We start from the raw sequence: 12,958 nt of genomic DNA on the forward strand, positions 1-12,958 counted from the left end.
CCTCAGGCGGACGGTTCGTCCGGCTCGTCCTCCTCGGTCTCGGCCAGGACGGGCGAGGCGTGGTGCGACCAGATCTTCCAGCCGTCCGGTGTGCGGCGGTACACGTTCGTGGCGACGACGAGCTGGCCGACGAGGGGGCCGAGTTCGTCGCTGTCCTCGGGCGGGGGACCGCCGCTGAGGATGTTCTCCGTGCAGGTCACCAGCGCGGTGTCGCCGGTGACGGAGACGTGCACGTCGGTCAGGAAGAACTGGATGTACTCCGTGTTCGCCATGATCAGCGCGTACGAGCGCAGGACCTCGCCGCGGCCGTTGAGCACCGGCCAGCCGGGATGGACGCAGGAGACCTCGCCGGCCTGCGCCGGGTCGTGGTACTCCTCGTCGTGGCCCAGGTCGGACGGCGTCAGCCAGAGCGAGGAGAGCTCCTCGAAGTCGCCCCGCTCCAGTGCCTCGTAGAAGGCGGTGTTGGCGAGCTCGACCTGCTCGACGTCCGTGTGCGGGGCGCTCACCGGGATCCCTCTGTCGTGCGAGCGCCTTCCACGGCCCGGGCGACCCGGACGGCGTCGGCGGTGGCCCGCACCTCGTGGACGCGTACGGCCCACGCGCCCTGGTGGGCGGCGAGCGCGGAGACCGCGGCGGTGGCGGCGTCGCGCTCCCGCGCGGGCGGCGGGGCACCCTGCGGACCGGCGAGTACGCGGCCCAGGAAGCGCTTGCGGGACGCGGCCACCAGCAAGGGGTGGCCGATCTCCCGGAGACGGTCGAGGTGGGCGAGCAGGACGAGGTCGTGCTCGGCCTCCTTGGAGAAGCCGAGGCCCGGGTCGACGACGACCCGGTCCGGGGCGATTCCGCCCGCCAGAACGGCCTCCACGCGCGCGTGGAGCTCGTCGACGACTTCGGAGACGACGTCCTCGTACGACCCCCGTACGGTGCTGCCCTGGAGGAAGCCGCGCCAGTGCATGACCACGAAGGGGGCGCCCGCGGCGGCGACCGCCGGGATCATCGCCGGGTCGGCGAGGCCGCCGCTGACGTCGTTGACGAGGGCGGCGCCCGCGGCGAGCGAGCGCTCGGCGACGGAGGCGCGCATCGTGTCGACGGAGACGGTGACGCCCTCGGCGGCGAGGCCGCGGACGACGGGGATCACCCGCTTGAGCTCCTCCGCCTCGTCCACACGGGCGGCGCCGGGGCGGGTGGACTCACCGCCCACGTCCACCAGGTCGGCACCCTCCTCGACCAGGTCGAGGCCGTGCTTGACGGCCGCGGTCGTGTCGAACCAGTGGCCGCCGTCCGAGAAGGAGTCGGGCGTCACGTTCACGACGCCCATGACCGCGCAGCGGTCCCATGCCGGAAGGCCCGCGACATGGCCGCGCCCGCTCTTCTTGCTCATACGCCAAGCCTAGGCCCCCCGCGGTGAGCGGTCGGTCGCCCCTGATGGGCGGGGGTTCGTCCCGGGGCCGGGTACGAACCGGCCGCCGCGCGGCGCGGGGGTGGGCGTCGCGAGGCGGCCGGAGTCCGTGGTGGGGGGGCGGGGGAGGGAGGAGGTACTGCGGGGCCGTTACGCCGCTCTCGCGTCCCGTTCCGTCACCGCGTGGGCGCAGGGGCGGGGCGGCTTCGGGCGGCGGCGCAGGACGCGCGGGAGGGCGAGGCTCACGAAGCCCTCGGCCTGCATGGCGGCGAGGCCGATGCGGGGGAGGTCGCGGGAGGAGCGGTAGACGACGAAGCGGGGCTCCCAGTAGGGACGGAACTTCGCGTTGAACTTGTAGAGCGACTCGATCTGGAACCAGCGGGAGAGGAACACCAGCAGGCCGCGCCACGCCCGCAGGACCGGGCCCGCGCCGATCTTCTCGCCGCGTGCCAGGGCCGCGCGGAACATCGCGAAGTTCAGCGAGACCCGGGTGATGCCCAGGCGGGGAGCCGCCTGGAGGGCCGCCACGATGAGGAGTTCGTTCATGCCGGGGTCCGCCGAGCGGTCGCGGCGCATGAGGTCCAGGGAGACCCCGTCCGTGCCCCAGGGAACGAAGTGGAGCACGGCTTTCAGGTCGCCGTACGGGCCCGGTTCCTCGTCCGCCTTGTGGGCCGTCGCGATGAGACAGTCGCCGTCCGCCGGGTCGCCGATGCGGCCGAGTGCCATGGAGAAGCCGCGCTCGGTGTCCGTGCCGCGCCAGTCCTCCGCGGCCGCGCGGATCCGGTCGAGCTCGTTCTCGCCCAGGTCACGGATGCGCCGTACCCGCGTCTCGTAGCCAGCTCGCTCGATGCGCTTCACCATCTGGCGCACGTTCCGCATCGCGCGCCCGGCCAGGGAGAAATCCGCGACGTCCACCACCGCCTCGTCGCCCAGTTCGAGGGCGTCGAGACCGGTCTCGCGGGTCCAGACCTCGCCGCCCGTCTCGGAGCAGCCCATGACGGCGGGGGTCCAGGAGTGGGCCCTGGCCTCGTCCATGAAGCGCTCGATCGCGCCCGGCCAGGCCTCGACGTCGCCGATCGGGTCACCGCTGGCGAGCATCACCCCGGAGACGACGCGGTAGGTCACGGCCGCCTTGCCGCTCGGCGAGAAGACGACCGCCTTGTCGCGGCGGAGTGCGAAGTGGCCGAGCGAGTCGCGACCGCCGTGCTTCTCCAGGAGGGCGCGCAGCCGGGTCTCGTCGTCCTCGGTGAGGCGCGCGGCCGGGTGTTCGGGGCGGAAGGCCAGGTAGATGGTGGTGACGGCGGTCAGCAGGCCGAGCGCGCCGAGGGAGAAGGCCACCGTCCAGGACGTGGTGCCCGTGTAGTCGACGGGCCCCTCGAAGCCGAACAGGCCGTACATCACATGGCTGATGCGGTCCGCGAGGCTGGGGTCGCCGACCATGCGGTCCGGGTGGACGCTGACGATGACCAGGCCGAGGACGAGTGAACCGGCGCCCATGAGGACGAAGTTGGCGAGTGCCCGCCAGCGGCTGCGCGGGTCGGGCAGCGCCGTGAACTGGCTCCGGTGGCGCAGCAGCGGCGCGAGCAGCGCGAGCGAGATGACGACGCCGACGAGCGAGTGCCGGTACGTGAACTGAGCGAGGGCACCGGCAGGGAGCAGCACCACCGCGGCCCGCCATGCCCGCCGCTTGTGCCGGCGCAGCCCGTGGGCCAGGAGCAGCAGCAGAACGCCCGCGCTGAGCGACAGGGCCGCGGCGAACGGGCCGAGCGCGCCCGGCAGCACCTCCGCGAGCGTGTGCATACGGCTGTGGCGGAAGCGCGGGAAGACGCCCGCGGCGATGTCCAGGACTCCGACGAGCGTGCAGGCCCTGGCGACCAGGACGGGGACGGCTTCGGGGCGCGGACCGCGGAGCACACTCCGCAGTCGGCCCGTTCGATCCGGAACCTCGCCCGACATTTCCCCATCTATCCTGACAGACATCGCATCCCGTTGTTCCGCGAGAGACCGTGAATCCGGTGCCAATCCGGCATCCGGCGACATTGCGCCCTCTAGGACGGTGTCACAGGGAGTCAGGTTCACTCCCTTCCGGAAAACCGCGTCAAAGGGCAAGGAAAGACCGGGGCAAGGCGCCGTGAGGAATCGGTGCGGCCACCGGTCGGAAAGCGCAGGCAGGAACAGCTCATGGGTCTCACGAGCAACAAGGTGCTGGCACTGGTGATCCTCTTCGCGGTGCTGCTGTTCGTCGGCACGGTGTGGTTCTGGCCGCGTCTCGCGGGCCGCAACTGGCGTGCGGTGGCAGGCCGGATCGGTCTGCTGGCGGTCACTCAGGTCCTGCTCTTCGCGTCGGTCGGCATCGGCGCCAACCAGGCCTTCGGGTTCTACGCGAGCTGGGCCGACCTCTTCGGCCAGGAGTCCGGGCAGGGGATCGTGGTCGACCACGACGCGGGGGGCACGGCCGGGCCGCTCCAGGTGGTCGACACCCGGCAGGTCAACGTGTCCGGCGGGGCACGTCCGCAGATCGGCGGTCAGCTCCAGAAGGTCGACATCGTGGGCCGGCGGACACACATCGCCAGTCCCGCGTACGTCTATCTGCCGCCGGAGTACTTCCAGCCGCAGTACCGGACCCGCACCTTCCCGGCCGCTGTCGTGCTCACCGGCTATCCGGGCACCGCGGAGGCGCTGATCAAGGGCCTGCACTATCCGCAGACCGCCCACGCGCTGGCCAAGGACGGCAGGATGCAGCCGATGATCCTGGTCATGATGCGGCCCACCGTCGCGCCCCCGCGGGACACCGAGTGCGTGGACGTTCCCGGCGGACCGCAGACCGAGTCGTTCTTCGCCAGGGACCTCCCCGACGCCGTGTCACATCACTACAGGGTGGGCAGGAAACCCGGAAGCTGGGGCATCGTCGGTGACTCGACGGGCGGTTACTGTGCGCTGAAGCTCGCGGTCCACCATCCGGGGACGTACGCGGCCGGGGCGGGCCTCTCCCCGTACTACAAGGCGGCGACCGACCCCACGACCGGTGATCTCTTCCACGGGGACGAGGAGTTGCGCAACAGCGCCGACCTGATGTGGTGGCTCAGGCACAGGCCCGCGCCCGACACCTCACTGCTCGTCAGCAGCAGCAGGCAGGGCGAGAACAACTACGGGGAGACGCTGCGGTTCATCGACCTGGTCAAGGCGAAGAAACCGACCCGGATCTCGTCGATCATCCTCGACAGCGGCGGGCACAACTTCAACACCTGGCGGCGCGAGATCCCGGCGACCCTCCAGTGGCTGAGCGGACGGCTGAGCGACCGCTGACGGCGGCACGGCATGCGGCCGGGCCGGGGAATCGACGCGGTCGGCCCGTAAGCGCGCGATCGGCTCCGCACGTGAATACGCGGCGGCTCCCGCGGAATTCCCGGCACGAAGACGCTTTTCGGATCTCGGGAAGTCCGGCCGCAAGACCGGGACCGCAGTCGGCGGCAATGCCCGGACCGCGCTCGGTGGCAATGCGGGAGAACGACGAGAAGCCCCGGAACGGCGGAAGTGACGAGGTCAGGTCCATGGGAGGCCCCGAGGGCGTACCCGAAGGCGCGACTGGCGGAGAAGGGGTCGATCAAGGAGTGGTGGCGGGTCGGACGCCGGATGCCGGACGTGAATCGGCGGATGGCGTGCGACCGCTGGGAGTGCCGGTGCCGGGCCGAAGTGGTGGGCCGGGAGCGGGTGGTGCGGGGATTGTCCGGTGAAGGGGCGGTGAGAAGGTTTCGGTGTGGCTGCGTTTTTGCCACGCGGGGCACCACGATTCGCCTACGCGCGGTAAGTTTCTGGCCATGCCACGAGGACGTCACCGCCATTCCCCACCTCTGCACCGGCTGTTGCCCCCCTCGGCGATCGCAGGCGTCTCCGTCGTCTGCGCCGTGGGGCCATGGCTTTTCTCCGAACCACTGGTGCTCCGCGGGCTGGCCGCGGGGGCCGCGGTGACGGCTGTCGTGGGCGCGGTCGTGATGCGCCGCTGGGACGCGTCGGCGGGCAGGCGCGTCGCGGATCTCGTCCGCGGACGGGCGAGCGACGAGTGGCGTTTCGAGGAGCGGGTCGCCGAACTCGAGAGCGACCTGGACGAGTCGCGCGAACTGCGGACCAAGCTGGAACAACGCCTCCGTGCCAAGCGGGCCGAGCTGGCCGGGCTGCGCAACGAACACGCGGCGCTGCTGCGGCGATACGCCACGGCGGAGACCGAGCGGGCCACCGCGCTGGAGAACCGACGGCTTCTTGAGATAGAGGCGACCACTCCGGTCCCGGCGTTGCCGGCCGCCGCTTCGGCGGACGGGGCAACGGCTTCCGGCGGGCCCGCCGACACGGCGCCCGAGGCGGTCGTGCCCGAGGCGACGGCGGCGACTGTTCAGGCGGCCCTCGCGGCGTCCTCCGCGGCCTCGGTTCTCTACGTGCGGGCCAACGCGGCCCTGGACCGGCTTGCGGGAGCGGTCACCGCCGGCGCTGTCGGCACCGCGGCTCCGGCGGACGGCACTGCCGAGGACGGGACCGGGACCGGGACCGGGGACGAGACCTTGGTCGAGTCCGAGTCCGAGTTCGATTCCGATATCGATGCCACTGCCGAAGGCACGACGGAGGAGACGGGCCCGGTACCGGACGCCACTGCTCCGGAGGCTCCCGCGCCGGTCGCTTCCGCGCTGGACGCCCTGCTGGCGGACGACGCCGCGACGGACGGTTCCACGCGGAACGGCTCCGCCCAGGACGATTCCGAGTCAGCCGGGTCCGAGGCCGCGGACGCCGCCCAGGTCGCCCCGGATGCCGGTGCCGGTGCCGAGTCCGAGCCCGCCGAGGGCGGTTCGGCGCAGGACGGCCCGGTCACGGACGGCCCGGACACCGGAGGCCCCGGGGCCGGTGGCGCGACGCCGCCCGCCTCTCCCAAGAGCGGTCCGGCCAAGCGGACTGCCGCGAAGGGCGGTGCCCGGAAGGGTTCGCCCCCGCCCGGTGGCCCCGGCAAGGGCGCACCCCGGCCCGGCGGTTCCGCGAAGGGCGCGTCCGCGGCGGGCGGCACCATGACGGCCCCGTCCGAGGGCGAGCCCCGGCAGGAGGGTGAGACGCGGGGGACGCCCGAGGCGGTCGGCGGGCACGAGCGCACGACCGCGGCGACCGCGCCGACTCCCGCGCAGTCCACCGGGCCCGTGCGCCCCGACGCACAGCTCACCGGGCCCGAACGGCCCGACGCGCGGACCGACGAGGCCGTACGGCCTCGCGCGGGGGCCGCCGCCATCGGCGTGACGTCCCTGCAGTCCACCGCGAGCCGCACGACGCCCCGGCCCGCTCCCGCCGCCCGGCCTGCCTTCGAGACGGACACCGCGCACGCGCAGACGCCCGCCACCGAGCCGCAACCGCCGTCGGGCACCGCCCTCGCCCGGCCCACCCCGTCGGAGGTGGCCCGCGTACAGGAGCCGCCCGCGGCCGAAGAGAGCCCGTCCCCGACGAGCGCGGAGGCGCTGACACCCGCCGCGCGGCCCCGGCGCCCCGCCGGACACTTCACCGTGCCCACCGCCGTCGCGGTCGTACCTGCCACCCCCGCGCGCCCCTCCGTCGAGGGCGGCTTCGACTTCTTCGGCACGCAGAAGGGCGCCGAGGCACTGGAGGCCGTACAGAACGAGGACCTCGCCGACGTGGTGGGCCAGGAGGCGCTCGCGCTCCACAAGGCCGAGTCCGAGGCCGGGTTCAGGCCCGCGGGCGAGGAGTCCCGCGGGGTCGGTCAGGTCATCGACCTGACGGCGCACGACGAGACGGAACAGATCGACGTGGCGGGGCTGCGGAGCGCGGTCTCCTAACCCGCGCGAGCCGGACGTACCCACAGGTACAGGGGCGTACATACCTGTACGTACACGTACAGCTGTCGGGCTCGGACACGAGGGCAGTGGCGAACAGCCGCTGCCCTCACGCCATCCAGCGGTCCGGCAGGGCCTCCCGGCGTCCGGTGTGCGACCGGTCCGCCTGCGCGTACAGCAGCTCCGCGGCCTCCGAGGCGTCCCGCAGCCGGGCCGTCACCGTCTTGTTGGCCCCCGTGTCCACCCGGACGTCGGCGAGCCCCTTGTGGCGCTGCCACGGCCCCTGCTCCAGGCGCACGCTCTGCACCTTGGCGTGCGGCACGAGCGCGATGCTGCGGCGCAGCAGCCCGTGCCGGGCCACGAAGACGGCGTCGGTCACGGCGAGCCCGTAGCCCCGCCACCAGAACGGCACGCACCAGGCCGCGCGCCGAGGCGGCCGCGACAGCGCGGTCGGCACGCTCACTCCCGGCAGGACCCGCGCGATCACCGACTCGGCGACCTCGCGCGGAGCGACCGGTACGAGCACGGAGTTGGACGAACCCGCCACGTCCAGCTCGACCCGGACCCAGCCACGCCGCCGCCAGAGCAGCGGCTCGACGACGCGTACGGTCTGCACGCGGCCGGGCGGCACCGTCTCGTGCGCGCGGTCGAGCAGCCCGTGGTCGATGCGGAGCCCGTCGGGGGACTCGCCCACGGTCCAGTCGTACTCGGCGACGAACCGGCCCACACTGCTCGCGCCCGCCGCGCCGAGCAGGGGCAGCGCCGTCGCGAGGACCGTCCACACGCTGTGGGTGGCGAACCACAGCAGCGGCGGTACGACGAGTGCGGCGGCCAGCGTCGCCCAGGTGGCCCCGGTCAGGACCAGCGAGACGGCGAGGACCCCGGCCGGTACGTGCAGCAGTTGCCGGACCGGTGCCTCGCCCACCTCGTGCGCGGTCTCGGGCGCGAAACCGGCGGCCCTGGCGAGCAGTTCGGCCCGCAGGACCCGGGCCTCCTCCTGGCCCAGATAGGCCAGCTCGTCCTTCTTGTCGGTCCCGACGACGTCGAGTTTGAGTTTGGCGACGCCGGCCACGCGGGCCAGCAGCGGCTGGGTGACGTCGACGGCCTGGATCCGTTCGAGCCGGATGTGCGCGGTGCGGCGGAACACCAGGCCCGTACGGATGCGCAGTTCGGTGTCGGTCACCGCGAAGTGCGTGAACCACCAGCTCAGAAAGCCGTAGAGGGCGGCCCCCAGGACGGCCGCGACGAGGACGGCCAGCAGGGTGGCCGTGGTGAGCCGCGTCAGCTGCCGCTGTGCCTGGTCGGGGTCGTGCACGGCCCACCCGGCGATCACGGCGACCGGCGCCCACGCGCGGCGCAGCGGCGTCACGGGATGCAACCGTCGCTCACGCAATGCGGGAGCGCCCTTTCCTGCCTCACCCGGTACGGGTTCGGTCTGGACCCCTCCCTTCGGAGCGCCCGCCTCTTCCGGTACGGCCCCGGCCTCGATCCCGGCCTCTTCCTGTACCGGACCGGGCTCTTCCCGCACGTCCTTGGGGGCGCCCGGTGGCGTCGTCACAGCCCCGCCGATCGGGCCTCGCCCAGCTCGGTGAGCCGGTCGCGCAATCGTTCCGCCTCCGCCGGGACGAGCCCCGGAATGCGGGCGTCCGTAGCCGCCGCGGCCGTGTGCAGCTGCACACTCGACAGCCCGAAATGCCGCTCCACGGGACCGGAGGTGACCTCGACCAGCTGCATGCGCCCGTACGGCACCACGGTCTCCTCGCGCCACAGGACACCCCGGCTGATCAGCAGGTCGTCCGCCCGCTCGGCGTACCGCCAGGAACGCCAGTTGCGCCCCAGCATCGGCCAGCCCCACAGCAGCACCGCCAGCGGCAGCAGGGCGAAGGCCGCCCAGCCGGGCCCGGCCAGCAGGCCGAGCAGCAGGGCCGTACCGATGGTCAGCAGACCCAGCCACACCACCAGCAACAGCCGTCGCATCCTCAGCAGCCCCGGCGGGAGCCCGATCCACACCGGCTCGTCCGCCGTCCGCCCCGCTGTCTGCCCCGTGTTCTCCGAGGTCCCCGTCTCCATGCCGCAAGCGTACGTACGGGACACTGTCCCCATGACTCCTACGACGGGTCCCACAGAGACCACAGTCGGTGTCGGCGGCGCCGCGGAGAGCACCGACATGGTGCTCAACATCGGCCCCCAGCACCCGTCCACACACGGCGTACTGCGGCTGAGGCTCGTCCTCGACGGGGAGCGGATCCAGCACGCGGAGCCGGTGATCGGCTACATGCACCGCGGCGCCGAGAAGCTCTTCGAGGCGCGCGACTACCGTCAGATCATCATGCTGGCCAACCGTCACGACTGGCTCTCCGCGTTCTCGAACGAGCTGGGCGTGGTCCTCGGTGTGGAGCGGATGCTCGGCATGGAGGTGCCCCCGCGCGCGGTGTGGACCCGCACGCTGCTCGCGGAGCTGAACCGGGTTTTGAACCACCTGATGTTCCTGGGCTCGTACCCTCTCGAACTGGGCGGGATCACCCCGATCTTCTACGCGTTCACGGAGCGCGAGGAGCTCCAGCACGTCATGGAGGAGATCTCCGGCGGGCGCATGCACTACATGTTCAACCGGGTCGGCGGCCTCAAGGAGGACCTGCCCGCCGGATGGACCACGCGCGCGCGTGCGGCCGTTTCCGGAGTGCGCTCCCGCATGGACCGCTTCGACGGCCTGGTGCTCGGCAACGAGATCTTCCGCGGACGTACGAGGAACGTGGGCGTCCTCTCCTCGCAGGCCGTGCACGCCTACGGGGTGAGCGGTCCCATCGCCCGCGCCTCCGGGGTCGACTTCGACCTGCGCCGGGACGAGCCGTACCTCGCGTACGGAGAGCTCCAGGACACCCTGAAGGTCGTCACGCGCGAGGAGGGCGACTGCCTGGCCCGCTTCGAGTGCCTCCTGGAGCAGACCCACAACGCGCTCGACCTCGCCGACGCCTGCCTGGACCGGATCGCGGAGCTGCCGCCCGGCCCGATCAACCAGCGGCTCCCCAAGGTCCTGAAGGCCCCCGAGGGCCACACGTACGCCTGGACCGAGAACCCTCTGGGCATCAACGGCTACTACCTCGTCAGCAAGGGCGAGAAGACGCCGTACCGGCTCAAGCTGCGGTCGGCCTCGTACAACAACATCCAGGCGCTCACCGAGCTGCTGCCGGGCACCCTGGTCGCGGACATGGTGGCGATCCTCGGATCGCTGTTCTTCGTGGTCGGGGACATCGACAAGTAGTCGACAGCAAGTAGTCGACAGCAAGCGGTCGACAGCAAGTGGTCGGCGATCAGCCGCCGACACCGGCCAGCGGGTCCGTGACACCGACCGGCTGCACCAGCCAGCCGAAGTCGCCCAGCCCGCCCCGGGCGGTCAGCTCGGCGGCCTCGCCGGCGGCCGCGAGGGCCCGTACGTAGCCCGCGGGGTCCGTGGCGGCCAGGGACGCGGGCGGCCTCTCCCCGCTCACTCCCAGCGCGCGCAGGGCCGCCCGCTGGCTCAGCAGCCGGCCCCCGGGCAGCATGCACGCGTCCAGCGCCACATGCGCGGTGATGTCACAGGAGCCGTCCGGCACGGGTGCCGTCCCACGGCCCTCCCTGAACCCCGTCAGCGTGCCGAAGGGCGGTCGCGCTCCCGCGCCGTGCCCGTAGTCGACGGCGACGGCGAGACCGCGGCCGAGCCCGGCCACGGCCGACGCCCAGGCGGCGTCCCGGGGCAGACCGATCTCGGCACGGAGCCCTTCGGAGGGAGAGTCCCCGGCGAAGGGCCCGCCGGAGTCGGAGGAGGACCTTCCGGCGGGGGCCGGGCCGTCTGCCGTACCCGTGAGCGGCCACCACCTCCGCAGCCACGCCGCGTCCGCTCCCCGCACCGGCCCGCCGAGGCACTCCGTCCCGTCCGGGCCCACGAGGACGAGGCGCGGCACCCCGTGGGCGTCCACCTCGGCCACGTCCAACGGCACGTTGTCGAGCCACTCGTTGGCGAACAGGAGCCCCGTCACACCCGGCGGGGGCTCAGGCATCCACTCGATCCGGTGATCGAGACCGGCGGGGCGGGCGGCCCGTTCGACCGCGTACCCGCGCGCGCGGGCAGCCACGTCGGCCGGAAGCGCCCGCAGGACGCCGGTCACCAGCTCGCCGCGCCCCGCGCCCATGTCGACGAAGGCGAGTTCGGCGGGGTGCGCGAGCGCCTCGTCGACGAGGCGGAGCAGGCGGGCCACGGCCCGCGCGAACAGCGGTGACGCGTGCACCGAGGTGCGGAAATGTCCTGCGGGCCCCTCGGGCCGACGGTAGAAACCGCGCGGCCCGTAGAGCGCGTCCTCGGTCGCCGCGCGCCACCCGCGCATCCCGCCCGCCGCCTCACGCCCCACTGCGCCCACCACCGCTCTGCGTCGCCGTCACCGCGCCAGGCTAAGCGCCTGGTCCAAGGTGGCCTCCACCTTGGGGAGTACGAGCACCGGTTACGGATCGACCCTCCGGTTGACCCCTGCACACTGCACGCTTCCCTACGCTGGGTTACGTGCAGCGTCTCTATGATTTTCTCCGCAGGCACCCGGCATGGGTCGACGGCTTCTGGGCCGTCGTCCTGCTCGGGATCTCGGTCATGGGTGGGACGGCCGGGCCGGAGAACTCCGGAGCCGACCACCTGGCCGTCACCCTCCCGATCACCCTGCTCCTGTGTCTGGTGATCGCGCTGCGCAGACGCATGCCCGAGGCGATGCTGCTCCTCGCCGTCACCATGGGCGCGGCGCAGCTGCTGCTGGACATGGAGATGGCGCCGGCCGACTTCGCGCTGCTGGTGATCACCTACACGGTCGCCTCGAACGGCACCGGCTGGGCGTCCCGGCTCGCCCTGACGGCGGGCCTGTGCGCGGCCCCGCTGGCGCAGCTGCGCTGGCCGGAGGACCAGGTCGGCGCCGGCGGGCAGATCGCGATAGTGATCTTCCAGACGGTCCCCTTCGCCCTCGCCTGGGTCCTCGGCGACTCACTGCGGACCCGCCGCGCCTACTTCGCGCAGCTCGAGGAGCGTGCCGCCCGCCTGGAGAAGGAGCGCGAGGCGCAGGCCAAGGTCGCGGTCGCCGCCGAGCGCGCCCGGATCGCCCGGGAACTGCACGACGTGGTCGCGCACAACGTCTCGGTGATGGTGGTCCAGGCCGACGGCGCCGCCTACGTCCTCGACTCCGCGCCGGACCAGGCCAGGAAGGCCCTGGAGACCATCTCCGGGACCGGCAGGCAGGCCCTCGCCGAGATGCGCCGCCTCCTCGGCGTCCTGCGCACCGGCGAGCACCAGGAGTCCGGCGAGTACGTGCCGCAGCCGGACGTGGAACAGCTCGACGACCTGATCGAGCAGTGCCGGACCTCCGGCCTCCCCGTCGACTTCAAGATCGAGGGCACCCCGCGGCCTCTGCCGAGCGGCGTCGAGCTGACCGCGTACCGCATCGTGCAGGAGGCCCTCACCAACACCCGCAAGCACGGGGGGCCGAACGCGGGAGCGAGCGTCCGCCTGGTCTACTTCGACGACGGCCTCGGCCTGCTCGTCGAGGACGACGGCAAGGGCGCCCCGCACGAGCTCTACGAGGAGGGCGGCGTCGACGGCCAGGGCCACGGCCTGATCGGGATGCGCGAGCGCATCGGCATGGTCGGCGGCACCCTGGACGCGGGGCCGCGTCCGGGCGGAGGCTTCCGCATCAGTGCCCTGCTTCCACTCAAACCCGCCCACTGACAC

General features: G+C 72.8%; 10 protein-coding genes. 4 read left to right on the forward strand and 6 right to left on the reverse strand.

The window, feature by feature from the left end:
* Positions 1-2: 2 nt before the first annotated feature.
* From O1Q96_RS03775 to O1Q96_RS03785, 3 genes are all read right to left on the reverse strand, one after another.
* On the reverse strand, positions 3-506 hold the full coding sequence (locus O1Q96_RS03775) for a nuclear transport factor 2 family protein (RefSeq protein ID WP_217458909.1): 504 nt from the start codon (positions 504-506) through the stop codon (positions 3-5).
* Complete coding sequence (folP, locus tag O1Q96_RS03780; protein WP_269246844.1) at positions 503-1,381, reverse strand: dihydropteroate synthase; 879 nt, start codon at positions 1,379-1,381, stop codon at positions 503-505. Before folP ends, O1Q96_RS03775 begins: the two co-directional genes overlap by 4 nt.
* Positions 1,382-1,549: 168 nt before the next feature.
* A complete protein-coding gene (locus O1Q96_RS03785; RefSeq protein WP_269246845.1) occupies positions 1,550-3,355 on the reverse strand; it encodes a phosphatidylglycerol lysyltransferase domain-containing protein in 1,806 nt (601 codons plus the stop codon).
* Between the two features lie 225 nt (positions 3,356-3,580).
* On the opposite strand from O1Q96_RS03785, the gene O1Q96_RS03790 reads away from it, so the two are divergent.
* Complete coding sequence (locus O1Q96_RS03790) at positions 3,581-4,705, forward strand: alpha/beta hydrolase (protein WP_269246846.1); 1,125 nt, start codon at positions 3,581-3,583, stop codon at positions 4,703-4,705.
* 512 nt (positions 4,706-5,217) lie between these two features.
* Positions 5,218-7,221, forward strand: a complete 2,004-nt coding sequence (locus O1Q96_RS03795; RefSeq protein ID WP_269246847.1) for a hypothetical protein — start codon at positions 5,218-5,220, stop codon at positions 7,219-7,221.
* A gap of 106 nt (positions 7,222-7,327) precedes the next feature.
* Here O1Q96_RS03795 and O1Q96_RS03800 read toward each other — a convergent pair whose 3' ends face one another.
* Together O1Q96_RS03800 and O1Q96_RS03805 are read right to left on the reverse strand one after the other, a co-directional pair.
* Entirely contained in the window at positions 7,328-8,611 is a 1,284-nt protein-coding gene (locus O1Q96_RS03800) for a PH domain-containing protein (protein WP_269253462.1), read from the reverse strand.
* 161 nt (positions 8,612-8,772) lie between these two features.
* Positions 8,773-9,288: a PH domain-containing protein gene (locus O1Q96_RS03805; protein ID WP_269246848.1), complete on the reverse strand. Its 516-nt coding sequence runs from the start codon at positions 9,286-9,288 to the stop codon at positions 8,773-8,775.
* 31 nt (positions 9,289-9,319) lie between these two features.
* Between O1Q96_RS03805 and O1Q96_RS03810 the strand changes: the two genes are divergently transcribed.
* A complete protein-coding gene (locus O1Q96_RS03810; protein WP_269246849.1) occupies positions 9,320-10,480 on the forward strand; it encodes an NADH-quinone oxidoreductase subunit D in 1,161 nt (386 codons plus the stop codon).
* A 49-nt stretch (positions 10,481-10,529) separates the two neighbouring features.
* Here the strand turns inward: O1Q96_RS03810 and O1Q96_RS03815 are convergent, their stop codons facing one another.
* Complete coding sequence (locus O1Q96_RS03815) at positions 10,530-11,579, reverse strand: SAM-dependent methyltransferase (protein ID WP_269253463.1); 1,050 nt, start codon at positions 11,577-11,579, stop codon at positions 10,530-10,532.
* A 173-nt stretch (positions 11,580-11,752) separates the two neighbouring features.
* Here O1Q96_RS03815 and O1Q96_RS03820 point away from each other — a divergent pair, with 173 nt between their 5' ends.
* On the forward strand, positions 11,753-12,955 hold the full coding sequence (locus O1Q96_RS03820; RefSeq protein ID WP_269246850.1) for a sensor histidine kinase: 1,203 nt from the start codon (positions 11,753-11,755) through the stop codon (positions 12,953-12,955).
* The last annotated feature ends 3 nt before the right edge of the window (positions 12,956-12,958 follow it).

It is taken from the genome of Streptomyces aurantiacus, assembly GCF_027107535.1.
GTDB lineage: Bacteria > Actinomycetota > Actinomycetes > Streptomycetales > Streptomycetaceae > Streptomyces.